At 63.6% G+C, this 15,592-nt stretch carries 18 protein-coding genes; 10 read left to right on the top strand and 8 right to left on the bottom strand.

The features are described from left to right. Positions 1-219 precede the first annotated feature (219 nt). From secY to rplQ, 6 genes are all read left to right on the top strand, one after another. Complete coding sequence (gene secY, locus J2Y63_RS06445; RefSeq protein WP_256116147.1) at positions 220-1,560, top strand: preprotein translocase subunit SecY; 1,341 nt, start codon at positions 220-222, stop codon at positions 1,558-1,560. After that, the gene (locus J2Y63_RS06450; protein WP_256116146.1) at positions 1,557-2,141 is read left to right on the top strand and encodes an adenylate kinase; all 585 of its coding nucleotides are present in this window, start codon (positions 1,557-1,559) and stop codon (positions 2,139-2,141) included. The genes secY and J2Y63_RS06450 overlap by 4 nt, the downstream gene beginning before the upstream one ends. Positions 2,142-2,414: 273 nt before the next feature. Next, the gene (rpsM, locus tag J2Y63_RS06455) at positions 2,415-2,783 is read left to right on the top strand and encodes a 30S ribosomal protein S13 (RefSeq protein WP_064329867.1); all 369 of its coding nucleotides are present in this window, start codon (positions 2,415-2,417) and stop codon (positions 2,781-2,783) included. A 242-nt stretch (positions 2,784-3,025) separates the two neighbouring features. After that, positions 3,026-3,415 carry a 30S ribosomal protein S11 gene (gene rpsK / locus J2Y63_RS06460; protein WP_023513823.1) on the top strand — a complete coding sequence of 130 codons (390 nt, stop codon included), beginning with the start codon at positions 3,026-3,028 and terminating at the stop codon, positions 3,413-3,415. A gap of 103 nt (positions 3,416-3,518) precedes the next feature. After that, positions 3,519-4,529 (top strand): DNA-directed RNA polymerase subunit alpha, encoded by a 1,011-nt coding sequence (locus J2Y63_RS06465; RefSeq protein ID WP_256116145.1) that lies wholly within the window; start codon positions 3,519-3,521, stop codon positions 4,527-4,529. 45 nt (positions 4,530-4,574) lie between these two features. Continuing rightward, complete coding sequence (gene rplQ / locus J2Y63_RS06470) at positions 4,575-4,997, top strand: 50S ribosomal protein L17 (RefSeq protein WP_256116144.1); 423 nt, start codon at positions 4,575-4,577, stop codon at positions 4,995-4,997. A 62-nt stretch (positions 4,998-5,059) separates the two neighbouring features. Here rplQ and J2Y63_RS06475 read toward each other — a convergent pair whose 3' ends face one another. Next, positions 5,060-5,770 (bottom strand): class I SAM-dependent methyltransferase, encoded by a 711-nt coding sequence (locus tag J2Y63_RS06475; RefSeq protein WP_435265375.1) that lies wholly within the window; start codon positions 5,768-5,770, stop codon positions 5,060-5,062. A 204-nt stretch (positions 5,771-5,974) separates the two neighbouring features. Here J2Y63_RS06475 and J2Y63_RS06480 point away from each other — a divergent pair, with 204 nt between their 5' ends. Continuing rightward, a complete protein-coding gene (locus tag J2Y63_RS06480) occupies positions 5,975-7,144 on the top strand; it encodes a diguanylate cyclase (protein WP_435265376.1) in 1,170 nt (389 codons plus the stop codon). A 13-nt stretch (positions 7,145-7,157) separates the two neighbouring features. Here J2Y63_RS06480 and msrQ read toward each other — a convergent pair whose 3' ends face one another. Together msrQ and msrP are read right to left on the bottom strand one after the other, a co-directional pair. After that, complete coding sequence (gene msrQ / locus J2Y63_RS06485) at positions 7,158-7,814, bottom strand: protein-methionine-sulfoxide reductase heme-binding subunit MsrQ (RefSeq protein WP_435265377.1); 657 nt, start codon at positions 7,812-7,814, stop codon at positions 7,158-7,160. Further along, a complete protein-coding gene (gene msrP, locus J2Y63_RS06490) occupies positions 7,814-8,755 on the bottom strand; it encodes a protein-methionine-sulfoxide reductase catalytic subunit MsrP (RefSeq protein WP_435265378.1) in 942 nt (313 codons plus the stop codon). The genes msrQ and msrP overlap by 1 nt, the downstream gene beginning before the upstream one ends. Positions 8,756-8,959: 204 nt before the next feature. On the opposite strand from msrP, the gene J2Y63_RS06495 reads away from it, so the two are divergent. Then, positions 8,960-10,363 (top strand): DegQ family serine endoprotease, encoded by a 1,404-nt coding sequence (locus J2Y63_RS06495; RefSeq protein WP_435265379.1) that lies wholly within the window; start codon positions 8,960-8,962, stop codon positions 10,361-10,363. Next, a complete protein-coding gene (locus tag J2Y63_RS06500; RefSeq protein WP_435265380.1) occupies positions 10,360-11,667 on the top strand; it encodes a replication-associated recombination protein A in 1,308 nt (435 codons plus the stop codon). Before J2Y63_RS06495 ends, J2Y63_RS06500 begins: the two co-directional genes overlap by 4 nt. Here the strand turns inward: J2Y63_RS06500 and J2Y63_RS06505 are convergent. Then, complete coding sequence (locus tag J2Y63_RS06505) at positions 11,664-11,981, bottom strand: DUF1883 domain-containing protein (protein WP_435265381.1); 318 nt, start codon at positions 11,979-11,981, stop codon at positions 11,664-11,666. The two genes, J2Y63_RS06500 and J2Y63_RS06505, sit on opposite strands and share 4 nt — an antisense overlap. A 270-nt stretch (positions 11,982-12,251) precedes the next feature. On the opposite strand from J2Y63_RS06505, the gene J2Y63_RS06510 reads away from it, so the two are divergent. Further along, entirely contained in the window at positions 12,252-13,199 is a 948-nt protein-coding gene (locus J2Y63_RS06510) for an alpha/beta fold hydrolase (RefSeq protein WP_435265382.1), read from the top strand. A 106-nt stretch (positions 13,200-13,305) separates the two neighbouring features. Here J2Y63_RS06510 and J2Y63_RS06515 read toward each other — a convergent pair whose 3' ends face one another. From J2Y63_RS06515 to J2Y63_RS06530, 4 genes are all read right to left on the bottom strand, one after another. Next, positions 13,306-13,482 carry a hypothetical protein gene (locus J2Y63_RS06515; RefSeq protein WP_256116135.1) on the bottom strand — a complete coding sequence of 59 codons (177 nt, stop codon included), beginning with the start codon at positions 13,480-13,482 and terminating at the stop codon, positions 13,306-13,308. Between the two features lie 98 nt (positions 13,483-13,580). Beyond that, on the bottom strand, positions 13,581-14,219 hold the full coding sequence (locus tag J2Y63_RS06520) for an alpha/beta hydrolase family protein (RefSeq protein WP_435265383.1): 639 nt from the start codon (positions 14,217-14,219) through the stop codon (positions 13,581-13,583). 7 nt (positions 14,220-14,226) lie between these two features. Beyond that, positions 14,227-14,397, bottom strand: coding sequence for a hypothetical protein (locus tag J2Y63_RS06525; RefSeq protein ID WP_435265384.1), 171 nt, complete (start codon positions 14,395-14,397; stop codon positions 14,227-14,229). A gap of 61 nt (positions 14,398-14,458) precedes the next feature. Further along, positions 14,459-15,451, bottom strand: coding sequence for an endonuclease/exonuclease/phosphatase family protein (locus J2Y63_RS06530; protein WP_435265385.1), 993 nt, complete (start codon positions 15,449-15,451; stop codon positions 14,459-14,461). Positions 15,452-15,592 lie beyond the last annotated feature (141 nt).

Below are 15,592 nucleotides of genomic sequence, written 5' to 3' on the forward strand. Positions count from 1 at the left end.
TCCGGAATTTAAAACCAGGGTGAGGCCGGGATTGCTTGACAATCCGCGTTTCAACCGGTTTAGGCTCCATCCGCCGAGTTTGCCGCAACGGCAGACGGGCACGACGAATTTCAGCATGAGCAAACGGTCCGAGGAGGGCCGGGCGCCTATGCCAAACGGATCAGCCATTCCGGACCTGGCCGGGCTCCCCGCCGCCGGATCGGCTTCGCGGAGAAATGCATGGCTTCGGCAGCGGAACAACTTGCCTCTAATCTCAACTTCTCGACTTTCGCCAAGGCGGAAGATCTGAAGAAGCGTCTCTGGTTCACGCTGGGCGCGCTGCTCGTCTATCGCCTCGGCACCTATATCCCGTTGCCGGGCCTCAATCCCGATGCTTTCGCCCAGGCCTTCCAGGGCCAGTCCAGCGGCATTCTCGGCCTCTTCAACATGTTCTCCGGCGGCGCCGTCGAGCGCATGGCGATCTTCGCGCTCGGCATCATGCCGTACATCTCCGCGTCGATCATCGTGCAGCTGATGACTTCGGTCGTTCCCTCGCTGGAACAGCTCAAGAAGGAAGGCGAACAGGGCCGTAAGATCATCAACCAGTACACCCGCTACGGCACGGTGCTGCTCGGCACGCTGCAGGCCTATGGCATCGCGGTGGGCCTCGAAAGCGGGGCAGGGCTGGTCAACGATCCGGGCTGGTTCTTCCGCATCTCCACCGTCATCTCGTTGCTCGGCGGCACGATGTTCCTGATGTGGCTGGGTGAACAGATCACCTCGCGCGGCATCGGCAACGGCATTTCGCTGATCATCTTCGCAGGCATCGTCGCCGCCCTCCCGGGCGCGCTCGCCGGCACCCTCGAACTCGGCCGCACTGGCGCTCTGTCGATCGGCGTGATTCTCGCCGTCGTCGTTATGGCCGTCGTCGTCATCGCGCTCATCGTCTTCGTGGAACGCGCCCAGCGCCGTCTTCTGATCCAGTATCCGAAGCGACAGGTGGGCAACCGCATGTTCCAGGGCGATACGTCGCACCTGCCGCTGAAGCTCAACACCGCGGGCGTCATCCCGGCGATCTTCGCATCCTCGCTGCTGCTGCTGCCGGCAACGCTTGCAGGCTTCTCGAACACCGCCGAGCTGCCGACGTGGGCGACCGCCATCATCGCCGCCCTTGGCCATGGCCAGCCGCTCTACATGCTGCTCTATGCGGGCATGATCGCCTTCTTCGCCTTCTTCTACACGGCCATCGTCTTCAATCCGAAGGATACGGCCGACAATCTGAAGAAGCATGGCGGCTTCATTCCGGGCATCCGTCCGGGCGAACGCACCGCAGAATACATCGACTACGTGCTGACCCGCATCACGGTGATCGGCGCGGCCTACCTGATGTTCGTCTGCATTCTTCCCGAAATTCTCATCGCTCAGACAGGTGTGCCGTTCTACCTTGGTGGTACGTCGCTTTTGATTGTTGTCAGCGTGACCCTTGATACTGTAGCACAGATTCAGGGTCACCTGATTGCTCAGCAGTATGAGGGGCTGATCAAGAAGTCGAAGCTGCGTGGAGGAAAGAGGGGACGATGAGACTGATTTTTCTGGGGCCGCCGGGCGCTGGCAAGGGAACGCAAGCCAAGCTCCTGACGGAGAGGCACGGTATTCCGCAGCTTTCCACGGGTGACATGCTGCGGGCGGCCGTTGCCGCCGGCACGGATGTCGGCAAACGCGCGAAGGCCGTCATGGACGCCGGCCAGCTCGTCTCCGACGCCATCGTCAACGAGATCGTGTCCGACCGAATCGATTCGGCCGACTGTGCCAAGGGCTTCATCCTCGACGGTTACCCGCGCACGGTTCCGCAGGCCGAAGCCCTCGACCGGATCCTCGCCGGCAAGGGCATCGCGCTCGACGCCGTCATCGAGCTGAAGGTGGATGAAGATGCGCTGGTTAAGCGCATGGAGAATCGCGTGGCCGAAACGGTCGCCGCCGGCGGCACGGTTCGCTCCGACGACAATCCGGAAGCCTTCAAGCGCCGCTTGACGGAATACCGCGAAAAGACCGCGCCGCTGTCGAGCTACTACGCATCGACGGGCAAGCTCCAGACGGTCGACGGCATGGCCAATGTCGACGTGGTGACGGCAGAGATTGCCGGAATCCTGGAGAACGCCTGATAGGAGCAATTCCGGGAAAAGTGTGAAGCGGTTGCTTTGCAGCCTGGAATCCGAAAAAGGATCTGCCGGGGAGTTGACTTTTTAGCCGATTCCCCCTTATGACAGCGCCAACTCGCGACATACCATTGCGATCGGCGCGGACTTCCAAGAACGAAGTCCGGGTGCGGTCGTTTTCGACGTGTCACGGACATCAACTGAGCGACGCGGCTTTGGAGCCGCTTCAAATGAAGAAGACCACTTGCCGGATGGCAACTGGAAGCAAGGAGAACAGGCGTGGCACGTATCGCTGGCGTCAACATCCCGACTGCGAAGCGCGTTGTCATCGCGCTGCGTTACATTCACGGGATCGGCCCGAAGTTTGCACAGGAAATCATCGAGAAGGTCGGTATCCCGGCTGATCGTCGCGTTCACCAGCTCACGGACGCAGAAATCCTGCAGATCCGCGAAGCCATCGACCGCGACTACCAGGTCGAAGGCGACCTGCGTCGCGAGACCTCGATGAACATCAAGCGTCTCATGGACCTCGGTTGCTACCGTGGTCTGCGTCACCGTCGTGGCCTCCCGGTCCGCGGTCAGCGCACGCACACCAACGCCCGTACCCGCAAGGGCCCGGCGAAGGCCATCGCAGGCAAGAAGAAGTAATTTCCCGGAAACGGGGAACAGGAGGCTGGCGCGTCGCGCCGGCCTCTTTTGAGTTTCGAGCGGGGCTTGGCGCCAAGCCTTTGTCCCGGTCGGTGGAGCTGCTGGCACTACGGCAGTGACGATATCGCCGCACGCAACGCCCTCGGGCCGGTGTGCAAATTTTATTCAGGGCAGGGGCCAAGCCTCCGCCCGGTGGAGCCGCTGGAACTACGGCGGTGTCGAGATCAACGAAAGGACTACCCATGGCCAAGGAAGCCGCACGCGTCCGCCGTCGCGAACGCAAGAACATCACCTCGGGTGTTGCTCACGTCAATTCTTCGTTCAACAACACGATGATCACCATCACCGATGCACAGGGCAACGCCATTGCCTGGTCGTCGGCCGGTGCAAAGGGCTTCAAGGGTTCGCGCAAGTCGACCCCGTTCGCTGCCCAGATCGCTGCCGAAGACTGCGCCAAGAAGGCCCAGGAACACGGCATGAAGTCGCTGGAAGTCGAAGTCTGCGGTCCGGGTTCCGGCCGTGAATCGGCTCTGCGCGCCCTCCAGGCTGCCGGCTTCATGATCACGTCGATCCGCGACGTGACCCCGATCCCGCACAACGGTTGCCGCCCGCGCAAGAAGCGTCGCGTCTGATCATCGCATTCGAATTGCTGCGGAAGCCGGTTTCCGGCTTTCGCGGATCTTCAGGGCTCGGCCGTCACGATTGGATGGTGGCGGCGAACGGAAGGCAAAACATATGATCCAGAAAAACTGGCAGGAACTGATCAAGCCGAACAAGGTGGAGTTCTCCTCCTCCGGCCGCACCAAGGCAAGCCTTGTTGCCGAGCCGCTGGAGCGGGGCTTCGGCCTGACGCTCGGCAACGCGCTGCGTCGCGTACTCCTGTCGTCGCTGCGCGGTGCGGCTGTTACCGCCGTGCAGATCGACGGCGTGCTGCACGAGTTCTCGTCGATCCCGGGTGTCCGCGAAGACGTGACCGATATCGTGCTCAACATCAAGGAAATCGCCATCAAGATGGATGGCGACGATTCCAAGCGTATGGTCGTGCGCAAGCAGGGTCCGGGCGTCGTAACGGCTGGTGACATCCAGACGGTCGGCGACATCGAGATCCTGAACCCCAACCATGTCATCTGCACCCTCGACGAGGGCGCCGAAATCCGCATGGAGTTCACGGTCAACAACGGCAAGGGCTATGTGCCCGCCGACCGCAACCGTTCCGAAGACGCGCCGATCGGCCTCATCCCGGTCGACAGCCTCTACTCGCCGGTCAAGAAAGTGTCCTACAAGGTGGAAAACACCCGCGAAGGCCAGGTTCTCGACTATGACAAGCTGACGATGTCCATCGAGACCGACGGCTCCGTCACCGGCGAAGATGCGATCGCGTTCGCGGCCCGCATTCTTCAGGACCAGCTCTCGGTCTTCGTCAACTTCGACGAACCGCAGAAGGAAGCCGAAGAAGAGTCGGTCACCGAGCTCGCCTTCAACCCGGCGCTCCTCAAGAAGGTCGACGAACTGGAACTTTCCGTCCGTTCGGCGAACTGCCTGAAGAACGACAACATCGTCTACATTGGCGATCTCATTCAGAAGACCGAAGCCGAAATGCTTCGCACCCCGAATTTTGGTCGCAAGTCGCTGAACGAAATCAAGGAAGTTCTCGCTTCCATGGGCCTGCACCTCGGCATGGAAGTGCCGGCATGGCCGCCCGAGAACATCGAAGATCTCGCCAAGCGTTACGAAGACCAATATTAACCATCAAACGGCAGGTTTTCAGCCTGCATGTGAAGGAGAACCGAGATGCGCCACCAGAATTCGGGCCGCAAACTCAACCGTACTGCCAGCCACCGCAAGGCGATGTTCGCCAACATGGCTGCCTCGCTCATCGAACATGAGCAGATCGTCACCACGCTGCCGAAGGCGAAGGAAATTCGCCCGATCGTCGAAAAGCTCGTCACCCTCGGCAAGCGCGGCGACCTGCACGCTCGCCGCCAGGCGATCTCGCAGATCCGTGACGTTGCCGTCGTCGCCAAGCTGTTCGACGCCATCGCAACCCGTTACGCCACCCGCAACGGCGGCTACCTTCGCATCATGAAGGCTGGCTACCGTCGTGGCGACAATGCTCCGCTCGCCGTCATCGAATTCGTTGACCGCGACGCTTCCGCAAAGGGCGCGAAGGACCTCGCTCGCACGGAAGCCGAAGCACAGGCCGAAGCAGCCTGATCGCCGGTTGACCGGATTGTATAAAAAAGGCCGGGGCATGTCCCCGGCCTTTTTCTTTGCGGCTATTTCGGCTTTCGCGCCCGCGCCATTAGCGTCCAGCCCCAGTCGCGCCGTTCCATGATGGTGCGCCATGCATGGCCCACGGCAGGCCCCAGAAGGGCATTCAGCCTTCGGCCGGCGAGGATGTGGCGAACCCCCTTGTGGGCGATGGGCGTGACCGAGACGAGGTTTTCCACGTTGAAATGCGGCCGGAGCAATGCGTCGAGCTGCCACCGGTCCACCCAGTTCCGCAACTGCCCGGGGGCGGGCGGCGGTATTTTGCAATGGGTGCTGAGCACGGTCCTGTTCTGCGTGGCGAGCAGCAGCAGGCCGCCGGGGCGCAGAAGCTGGGCGATGCGGGCGACGAAGGCTTCCTGGTCGGCGACATGGGAGAGCACTTCCAGGCTGACGATGACGTCGAAGCTGGCATCCGCAAAGGGCATCGTCGCGAAATCGCCGGCGATGAAGCCGACACCGGGCCAGCGGGCCTGCGCGCGGCGCAGCACGTCGTCCGAAAGGTCCGTGCCGGTGACGCGGCCATACCGGGAGAGCTGCGGGCAGAACCAGCCCGTGCCGCAGCCCACTTCCAGGATATCGAGATTGCGACCCGGCTGCTCGTCGAGCCAGCCGGTAATGACTTCCGCCTGGCGTCGAGAGACCTCGCTGATCCGGTCTTCCCGGTTGTCGGCGTTCCAGGTGTTCCAGAAGGTGCGCTGGTTTTCGAGCGTTTCCATGGTGTCAGGATGGATCGCGTGGCCCTTCCGCGCCAGCTATCCATCCGTCGTCGGGAATATCTCATTGGTGGTAGGCGCGGCGGTGGCGGTTAACGCCTGGCGCACCTTGAAAATCCGGGGGAAAGATTTTGGAAAGCATATTCCTACGGATTGTCTTTAGCCCCGGGATTTAAAGTTCTGGCGGAGTTTAATCGAGTTTGAGTGATGGCCGAGAATTTCGCATATCTGCTGCCGATGGTTCTCACCCTGTTTGGGGTCGCATTTCTCGTCGTGGCGCGCTTCGGCAATCGCGCCGCCTTGTTCTGGGGCGCGGGTTATCTCTGCGCCGCGATCGGCTTCCTCGCACCGCTTCTGCAAGCCGTCGCGCCGGTCTTCGTGGTGGCGCTGACGGCGGATGCCGCTTTCCTCAGCGCCTTCCTCCTCTACGGCCACGCGCTCGTCACCCACTTCGACGCGCCCCGCCTTGTGGGCGCTCGCCTTGCCATGGCCGCGATCGCCTATGCCGGCATCGGCTACGCGGTTCTCGCCGCAGAGAGCCTGCGCTTCGAGCTCTTCATCAGCGATGTCGCCTGCTGCGCCCTGCTGCTCGTCGCAATGGCATCCTCGTGGCGCCGTTCGAGCAGCTGGATCGATCGCGCGCTGTTCGGTGCAGTGGGGTTCGTGGTGCTGGAGACATCCGTGCGCACGGTGATCTTCTTCATCATGGCCGGCACGCTGGCGATGGACGAATTCATCGGTTCGTCCTACGCCTTCGTCATGCAGATCACGGCGACCATTGGCGCGCTGCTGATGGCCCTGACGGCGCTTGCATCGGTGGCGCTGCGCATTGTCGAGGGGCATCGGAAGGCGGCCGAGGAAGATCCGCTGACCGGCCTTCTCAATCGCCGTGGCTTCGAACAGTTCATCGGCCAGAATGCGCGCGCCGCAAAGGGCGAGGCCGCCATCATCGTTGCCGATATCGACTGGTTCAAGTCGATCAACGACCGCTTCGGGCATGCCGCAGGCGACGAGGCCATTCGGGAGGTCGCCGCCCTGCTGCGCACGCTCTCCTGGCCGGGCGTTGCCGTGGCGCGGTTCGGCGGAGAAGAATTCATCGCCCATCTGCCGAACTGCCGCTTGCAGGACGCCCATACGCTCGCGAACACCGTCCGCATCGCGCTGTCAGAGCGTGACCTGAGCGCCATCGGCATCGACCGCTCGATTACCGCCAGCTTCGGCGTGGCCGTCACGGCGGCGGGCGACCATAGCATCCACGATGCGATCAGCCGCGCCGACAGGCTGCTTTATCTCGCCAAAAGCAATGGCCGCAACCGGGTCGTCAGCAGCGTTGCGGAGGGATCGCCGCAGGCAGGGCCGAAGCTCTTCGTCGTGTAATGAATGGCTTCGGCTAGGCCGAGCGTTCCTGCCCGCGCACCGTGGTCGCCTGCGGCCTTGCCCGTTTCTTCCCGCGCAGTATGGGCCGTATCAATCGATAGGCGAGAAGCAAGAGGACGAGGACGATATAGAGCCATTGCTCCGGCCCCACGACCTTCACTGCCATGGCGAAGTGCAGCGCGCCGCAGGCCGCAATCACGTAGACGAGCTTGTGCAGCCTGACCCAGCGCGGCCCGAGTTTTCGGATGGACCAGTTGTTCGAGGTCAGCGCCAGCGGGATCAGCATCACGAAGGCCGCCATGCCGATGGTGATGAAGGGCCGTTTGGCGATGTCGGTGATGATGGCTGCGAAATTCAGGTACTGGTCGAGCACCATATAGGTCAGGAAGTGCATCAGCACATACCAGAAGGCGAGCAGCCCGAGTGCGCGCCGGTAGCGTACCCAGTTGATGCCGAAAAGATCGCGGATCGGCGATATGGCGAGCGTTGCGACGAGGAAACGCAATGCCCACAGGCCGAGCAGGTGCTCGAATTCCTTGACCGGATTGCCGGGCAGGCGGCCCGTTGCGCCGAGATAGAAGCCGTAGGCCGCCGGCAAGAAGCCCACGGCATAAAGCAGCCAGATCGACGCCGCATGATATTTTCGGGGCAGGGCGGGCAGGCCAGCCATTAGAAATTCGCCCGAAGGTCCATGCCGGAATAGAGGCCTGCGACCTCCTCGGCATAGCCGTTGAAGGGCAGCGTCGGGCGCCGGTTCGCGCCGAAGAAGCCGCCTTCGCCGATGCGGTTCTCGCTCGCCTGGCTCCAGCGCGGGTGGTCCACCTCCGGATTGACGTTGGCGTAGAAGCCGTATTCGTTCGAGGCGCTGAGGTTCCAGGTGGAGGGCGGCTGCTTGTCGGTGAGGGTGATCCGGACGATCGACTTGATGCCCTTGAAGCCATATTTCCACGGCACGACGAGGCGGATCGGCGCGCCGTTCTGGTTCGGTAGCGTCTTGCCGTAGACGCCGACGGCGAGGATGGCCAGCGGATGGCGGGCCTCATCGAGCCGCAGACCCTCGACATAGGGCCAGGGCAGCGGCTGGAAGAAGCCGGACTGGCCCGGCATTTCCTCCGGCCGCACGACGGTTTCGAAGGCGACGTATTTCGCGTCGCCCAGCGGTTCAACCTTGTCGAGGAGGGCCGCAAGCGGAAAACCGATCCACGGGATCACCATCGACCAGGCCTCGACGCAGCGCATGCGGTAGACGCGCTCTTCGAGCGGCAGGGCCAGCAGCTCTTCCAGCCCGAATTCCTTCGGCTTGCCGACGAGGCCGTCCACCTTCACCGTCCAGGGCGTCGGCTTGAAGTCCGTCGCATTGGCCACCGGGTCGCCCTTGCCCGTGCCGAATTCGTAGAAATTGTTATAGCTGGTCACGTCCTTTTCGGGCGTCAGCGTCTCATCGACCATATACTGGCTTTTGGACGCATTCAGCGGCGCTGCGAAAGCGGCCGAGCCGGCAGCCGCCAGTGCGCCACCCGCCGCTGCGGCGAGAAAGGAGCGGCGGCTGAGGAAACAGTGTTCCGGCGTGATCTGCGAGGCGGGGACGCGGAGCGGGCGGTAGAAGGACATGGTGGGGGCTCGATCTGTTGGTTGCTTTCCCTGGTTCCTACGTAAACAAGGCTCGTGTTGTTTCAACGGCCGCAAAAGATTTCCGGCGACCACTTTTTCGTGCGTTGCGCGTGACGCCCATCATTCGGTCCGGCGCGGCGCAGTCTGCCTTTTTTCCTGCGAAATCCTATCTGATCGTGGCGCAGACACGAAGGAGACTCGTCCATGCCGAAAGTCCGCATCCTGCTTGCCGCCCCGCTCGTCGTTGCGCTCGCGTTGGTCACGCCCGCAACCGCCGAGGAGCGCACCGTGCCGCAGTCGCGCACGGAAATGCAACTCTCCTTCGCGCCGCTCGTCAAGCAGGTCGAGAATGCCGTCGTGAATGTCTATGCCGAGCGCGTCGTCGAGCGCCGCTCGATCTTCGAAGGCGATCCCTTCTTCGAGGAGTTTTTCGGCCAGCGCATGCCGAACCGCAGCGAAAAGCAGTCGTCGCTTGGCTCGGGCGTCATCGTCGGCTCCAAGGGCATCGTGGTGACGAACAACCATGTGATCGAGGGCGCCAGCGACATCAAGATCGCGCTGGCGGATGGCCGCGAATATGAAAGCACGGTGGTGCTGAAGGACGAGCGCGTCGACCTCGCGGTGCTGAAGATCAAGGCGGATGCCGATTTCACGGCGCTGCCGCTCGGCGACAGCGACGCGGTGCAGGTCGGCGACCTGGTGCTCGCCATTGGCAACCCGTTCGGCGTCGGCCAGACGGTGACGAGCGGCATCGTCTCGGCGCTCGCGCGCAACCAGGTCCGCTCCGGCGATTTCGGCTTCTTCATCCAGACGGACGCGGCGATCAATCCCGGCAATTCCGGCGGCGGCCTGATCAACATGAACGGCGAACTGATCGGCATCAACACCGCGATCTTTTCGCGCGGCGGCGGCTCGAACGGCGTCGGCTTCGCCATCCCGGCCAATCTGGTGAAGACCTTCGTCGCCAGCGCCGAAAACGGCAGCGCCAGCTTCGACCGCCCGTTCATCGGCGCGACCTTCGAGGCGGTGACATCCGAAGTCGCCGAGGCGCTCGGCCTGGAGCGGGCGCGCGGCGCGCTGATCTCGCAGGTGCAGGCCGGCAGCCCGGCGGAAAAGGCCGGCATGAAGGCGGGCGAGGTCGTCACCGCCGTCAACGGCGTGTCCGTCGAACATCCCGATGCGCTCGGCTATCGCCTCACCACCGTCGGCATCGGCGGCACGGCACGCATCACGGTCGTCAACAACGGCAAGGAAGAGGAACTGACGCTCTCGCTCGACCGCGCGCCGGAAACGACGCCGCGCGACGAACGGCTGATCGAAGGCCGCAATCCCTTCTCCGGCGCCGTGGTCGCCAACCTGTCGCCGCGCGTCGCCGAGGAGCTGCGCATGCCGACCAACCGGGCGACGACCGGCGTCGTCGTCACGGAGATCAACCGCGGCTCGCCGGCCGCGCGCATCGGCCTCCAGCCGCGCGATATCATCATCGAGCTGAACGGTACCGAGGTCGTCAGCACCGAAAAGCTCGCCTCCCTCGTCAATGAGGACCCGTCCATCTGGCGCGTCGAGATCGAGCGTGACGGCCAGCGCATCCGCCAGTTCTTCCGATGAGCGACCTCTTCGCCCCGCGTGAACCGGAGGACATGGCGGCGAAGCGGCCTCTTGCCGATCGCCTGCGTCCCCGCACGCTCGGCGAAGTCTCCGGCCAGGAGCACCTGACCGGCCCGGACGGCGTGCTCTCGCGCATGATCGAGGCGGGCTCGCTCGGCTCGATGATCTTCTGGGGGCCACCTGGCACCGGCAAGACGACCGTGGCGCGCCTCCTCTCCGGCGAAACCGGGCTCGCCTTCGAGCAGACGTCGGCGATCTTCTCTGGCGTCGCCGAACTCAAGAAGCTGTTCGATGCCGCCCGCGCGCGCCGCATGGGCGGGCGCCAGACGCTGCTCTTCGTCGACGAGATCCACCGCTTCAACCGCGCCCAGCAGGACAGTTTCCTGCCGGTCATGGAGGACGGCACGATCGTGCTCGTCGGCGCCACCACGGAAAACCCGTCCTTCGAGCTCAACGCCGCTCTTCTCTCGCGCGCCCGCGTGCTGACCTTCAAGCCGCATGACGAAACCAGCCTGGAGGAGCTTTTGAAGCGCGCCGAGGCGAGCGAGGGCAAGCCGCTGCCGCTCGACGAGGAAGCGCGCATGTCGCTGCTGCGCATGGCGGATGGCGACGGGCGGGCGGTTCTGACGCTGGCGGAAGAAGTCTGGCGTGCGGCGCGGGCGGACGAAGCCTTCGGCCAGGACGATCTCTTCCGCATCGTGCAACGCCGGGCACCGGTCTATGACAAGTCGCAGGACGGCCACTACAATCTCATCTCCGCCCTGCACAAGGCGGTGCGCGGCTCGGACCCGGATGCCTCGCTCTACTACCTGACGCGCATGCTGGATGCCGGCGAAGACCCGCTGTTCCTCTGCCGCCGCATGGTGCGCATGGCTGTCGAGGATATCGGGCTGGCCGATCCGCAGGCGCTCGTCGTCTGCAATGCGGCGAAGGACGCCTATGACTTCCTCGGCTCGCCGGAGGGAGAACTGGCGCTGGCGCAGGCCTGCATCTACATCGCGACGGCGCCGAAATCCAACGCCGTCTACACCGCCTACAAATCGGCGATGCGCGCGGCGAAGGAAAACGGCTCGCTGCTGCCGCCCAAACACATCCTCAACGCGCCGACCAAGCTGATGAAGGGCGAGGGCTACGGCGACGGCTATCGTTACGACCACGACGAACCGGACGCCTTTTCCGGCCAAGACTATTTTCCGGAGAAGATGGGCCGCCGGACCTTTTACGATCCGCCGGAGCGCGGCTTCGAACGGGAACTGCGCAAGCGGCTGGAATGGTGGGCGAAGCTGCGCAAGGAAAGAGGCTAGGACGCGGCGTTGAAGCGCGGCGCCGGCTTCTGCGGTGCCAGCGGCACGATCTTGATCGACGATTCCGCCTTGCCCGTATGACCCTCCATATCGACCACCACATGCCAGTGGCCGCTCTCCGGAATCTTCAGCCGGATCGGCGATTGTTTGGCGACGCCGCCCAAGAACTTGTGCTGGCGGGCATTCTTGAACAGGTCGAAATTGGCGTGGCTCATCAGGCGCACATTGGCGACCGCCGAGAGCGCAATTTCGATCGTCGTGCCGCCACGCTGCATGTCGAGATCGTAATGCGTGTAGGAAAAACTGTGTGCCATGGTCTGCCCGGAATGTATCTGGTTTTGCGCTAATGTTCGCACGCGCCGGTTAATGTTCCCTTCCGTGCCAATGGTGGCGTGCACCCCTTGATTGCCTATTCTTTTCAATCGATTGCGAGGTAAATCGGATTCAATCCGGCAGCCGCTTGATTCCCTTTCTCAGGCTCTTTGCAAAAAATTTCACGCCGCCCTGTCGGCGCGGGCATGGGGCCTTCGTCCTTGAGGTATGAAACCGGCGGGCCTGCCGGTCAGAACCCCGAGGAGAGAGACATGCCGAAAATGACCATCATCACCCTGGTGACCGCCGCCCTTGCCGCCTTCGTGCCGGCGGCCGCCGTGCAGGCCGAGGAGATTAAGGAAAACCCGTTGCAGGGCGAGGCCGGCGTGCCGGACAAGGCGGGCCATCTCGAGGTGAACGGCATCAATTATTACTACGAGATCCGCGGCGAGGGCGAACCGCTGTTGCTGCTGCATGGCGGCCTCGGCCAGATCGAGATGTTCGGCGCCAACCTCAAGACCTTGCAGGACAAGCGGCAGGTGATCGGCGTCGATCTCCAGGGCCATGGCCGCACGCCGCTCGGCAACCGGCCGATCGATATCCCGGCGATCGGCGCGGACATGGCCGAGCTGGTGGAAAAGCTCGGTTACGACAAGGTCGACGTGCTCGGCTATTCCTTCGGCGGCGGCGTCGCGTTGCAGATGGCGGCGCAGGCGCCGGACAAGGTGCGCCGCCTTGTCATCGCTTCCGCGCCCTTTGCCCGGAACGGCTTCTTCCCGGAAATGCTGCCGCAGCAGGCGGCAGTCTCCGGCGCCATGGCCGAAATGATGAAGGAAACGCCGATGTACAAATCCTACGCCGCCGTAGCACCGGATGTCTCTGAATTCCCGAAACTGCTCGACGCCATGGGTGCGGCGATGCGCGGCGACTATGACGCCTCCGATGCGGTGGCGAAACTTTCCATGCCGGTCATGCTGATCTTCGGCGACAGCGACATGATCCGCCCGGAACACATCGTCGAATTTTACCAGAAGCTCGGCGGCGGGCTGCGGGATGCCGGCTGGATGCGGGAGAACATGGCGAAGAACCGCCTCGCCATCCTGCCGGGCCTGACCCACTACGAGACCTTCGCGGCCCCGGCGCTCGTTAGCACCGCCTTGCCGTTCCTCAATGGCGAGACCAACACGCAGAGCTGGGCGGGCCAGGTCGGTAATAACTAAAAAGGGAGAAGCCCGGATGCGAGGATCGCATCCGGGCTTCATCACGTCCGTGAGGCCGTCTGCCGGCGGCAGCCGCACTCCAATCGACCCCAGATCGGGGCAGCGCTCAGTGGCAGACGCGGACGCGTTTGATGATCAGGTTGCCGTAGTAGTCGTAGCTCTTGATCTTCTTGATGACGCAATAGGGCTGGTAGTCGTAGCTGTAATAGCCGGCCTGCGAGGGGGCGGCGAAGGAAGCGACGGCGGTGAGAGCGACGGCGGCGGCGAGAATGAAGTTGCGCATGGTGGGGTCCCTTCTGGTTCGGTTGGGATGGTTCGTTCCATCCAGTGACTGAACAATCGCATGGGACCGTGTTGCGCGCTGTTCCGCATGGAACAGGTTTAGCCGAGTGTCTCCGTCCAGGCCTTCACCGTCTTCGCCATGGTGGCGAGGTGGTCGGCGGCGGAGAAACCGGAAATGCTCTTGCGCGGTTTGAGGTCGTGGTCGCCGTCTTCCAGCCAGAGCACGCGGATGGTGTCCGGCAGTCCGTAACCCGGCACTTCCTCCTTCGTGCCGAAGGGGTCGCGGGTGCCCTGGCAGATGAGCGCCGGCGTCTTCAGGCCCATCAGGTGGGCGGTGCGCAGCTGCGCGGGTTTTTCCGGCGGGTGGAACGGGTAGCCGAGGCAGAGCAGGCCGGCGATGCGGCCCTCAGTGAAAAGATCGTCCGCCACCATGCTGGCGACGCGCCCGCCCATCGACTTGCCGCCGATGACGAGCGGCCCCTTTGCTGCGAGCGCTGCCACAGCGTCGAGAAATTCCGGGTTCAGCGTTTCTGCCTTCGGCGGTGGCCTGCGGCTACCCTCGTTGCGCCGGGCGGCCATGTAGGAAAACTCGAAGCGTGCGACGCGCAGGCCTTCCGCTGCAAGCGCCGTGGCCGCGGCGGTCATTGCCGGCGAATCCATCGGCGCGCCGCTACCATGCGCGAGAAGCAGGGTGGTGGGCGCGTCGTCCGGGCCGGCGAACAGGAAGCGGGCGCTCATCGCTGCTTCACTTCGCGTGATCCTTCACGTCGCCGGGCGCGATCGGATCGCTTGCCGGAAAGGTCTCTTCCAGCGCCTCTTCCAGATAATCATCCTGCTCGGTCTTGGCGTCCTTGTCCTTCTGCCGGGCGCGCTCGGCTTCCAGCGAGGTCTTCGGGCTGTCCTTCTCGGTCGGCATCGTCATCTCCCGTGTTGCTTTCTTCCAAGATAGGGCATTTTCCCGTCGAGACGAGAGGCCATCAGGTCTCCGGCAGGGTGAGTTCGGCAATGACGGGCAGGTGGTTCGAGCCGAAAGACGGGCCGACGCGGCGCGCCCGCACGGAAATATCCGGCGAGACGGCAACATGGTCGATCGAGGCGCCGATATAGGCAAGCGCATCGAGTTTCAGGCTGAAGCGCGTGACGGGCTGCAACCAGCCGCCCGCCGTGGAGGCAAGGCCGGCCTGCTTTAAAAAATTTCGGAAGAAGGGCGACCAGGTCGGCGTGTTCCAGTCGCCGGCAACGATGACCGGCGCCTTTTCGAGATCGCCCTTCACGGCGTCGGCGGCTGCCGAGAGATAGTCGTTGCGGTCGCGCCACTGCCAGAGCCGACGCGGCGTCTCCGGGTGGAAGGCATAGAGGAAGATCGGCTTGCCGCCCATGTCGAGCTCCAGCCGAAGCGGCTGCTTGTAGGCGCGCTCCTCGGTGAAGGCGCGCTTCAGCTCCGTCTCCGCCCGGATCGGCAGCGTGGAGAAAACCTTCAGGCTGTCGCGGATGCGGGTGTCGACGCTGCTTTCATAGGCGAACAGGCCTGAGGCGGAAAGCGCCTGCTCCCACCGTGCCGTCGTCTCCTCCAGCACGACGATGTCGGGCTTTTCCCGGCGCAGCAGGTCGATGAAGACGGCGGGGTCCTCGCGGTTGCGCACATAGAGATTGGCTGTCAGCACCTTCAGGCCGCTCTTCGCGGCAGAGGCGCGCGCAGTCGGCACGTCGGCCGCCGGTATGAGGGCGATGGCAAGCCCGGTCAGCGCGATCACGATCGCCTTCAGGCGCCGCGTCACGACGGCCGCAACGACCAACAACGCGCCGGCGGCGACGATATAGGGCCAGGCGAAGGTGAGCAGGTCGACCAGCCAGAACCGGTCCCCGGCAAGCACGACGATGCTGACGGCGAAGAGATAGGCGATGACGCCCGGCAGGACGAGGACACGGTAGGCAAGGGCGATCGGTCCCCGGCGCGGCACTATGGGCATCGACTGTTCCTTCTGCATCACGGGATTCGCGGGAGGCCGATTCCCGTAACGGGAGGTTTGCATGTACCCCGCACATCCCGACGCTGCAATGACATCATGGGCAAGGACTGCACGCTGCGTTAAGTCGCACCATAAATAAAG

The sequence above is a fragment of the Shinella sp. BE166 genome (assembly GCF_051201095.1).
Classification (GTDB): domain Bacteria; phylum Pseudomonadota; class Alphaproteobacteria; order Rhizobiales; family Rhizobiaceae; genus Shinella; species Shinella lacus.

Coding starts and splice junctions, on each gene's coding strand:
- secY (WP_256116147.1), top strand. CDS start 220: ATGGCTTCGGCAGCGGAACAACTTGCCTCTAATCTCAACTTCTCGACT.
- J2Y63_RS06450 (WP_256116146.1), top strand. CDS start 1,557: ATGAGACTGATTTTTCTGGGGCCGCCGGGCGCTGGCAAGGGAACGCAA.
- rpsK (WP_023513823.1), top strand. CDS start 3,026: ATGGCCAAGGAAGCCGCACGCGTCCGCCGTCGCGAACGCAAGAACATC.
- J2Y63_RS06465 (WP_256116145.1), top strand. CDS start 3,519: ATGATCCAGAAAAACTGGCAGGAACTGATCAAGCCGAACAAGGTGGAG.
- rplQ (WP_256116144.1), top strand. CDS start 4,575: ATGCGCCACCAGAATTCGGGCCGCAAACTCAACCGTACTGCCAGCCAC.
- J2Y63_RS06475 (WP_435265375.1), bottom strand. CDS start 5,770: ATGGAAACGCTCGAAAACCAGCGCACCTTCTGGAACACCTGGAACGCC.
- J2Y63_RS06480 (WP_435265376.1), top strand. CDS start 5,975: ATGGCCGAGAATTTCGCATATCTGCTGCCGATGGTTCTCACCCTGTTT.
- msrQ (WP_435265377.1), bottom strand. CDS start 7,814: ATGGCTGGCCTGCCCGCCCTGCCCCGAAAATATCATGCGGCGTCGATC.
- msrP (WP_435265378.1), bottom strand. CDS start 8,755: ATGTCCTTCTACCGCCCGCTCCGCGTCCCCGCCTCGCAGATCACGCCG.
- J2Y63_RS06495 (WP_435265379.1), top strand. CDS start 8,960: ATGCCGAAAGTCCGCATCCTGCTTGCCGCCCCGCTCGTCGTTGCGCTC.
- J2Y63_RS06500 (WP_435265380.1), top strand. CDS start 10,360: ATGAGCGACCTCTTCGCCCCGCGTGAACCGGAGGACATGGCGGCGAAG.
- J2Y63_RS06505 (WP_435265381.1), bottom strand. CDS start 11,981: ATGGCACACAGTTTTTCCTACACGCATTACGATCTCGACATGCAGCGT.
- J2Y63_RS06510 (WP_435265382.1), top strand. CDS start 12,252: ATGCCGAAAATGACCATCATCACCCTGGTGACCGCCGCCCTTGCCGCC.
- J2Y63_RS06515 (WP_256116135.1), bottom strand. CDS start 13,482: ATGCGCAACTTCATTCTCGCCGCCGCCGTCGCTCTCACCGCCGTCGCT.
- J2Y63_RS06520 (WP_435265383.1), bottom strand. CDS start 14,219: ATGAGCGCCCGCTTCCTGTTCGCCGGCCCGGACGACGCGCCCACCACC.
- J2Y63_RS06525 (WP_435265384.1), bottom strand. CDS start 14,397: ATGCCGACCGAGAAGGACAGCCCGAAGACCTCGCTGGAAGCCGAGCGC.
- J2Y63_RS06530 (WP_435265385.1), bottom strand. CDS start 15,451: ATGCCCATAGTGCCGCGCCGGGGACCGATCGCCCTTGCCTACCGTGTC.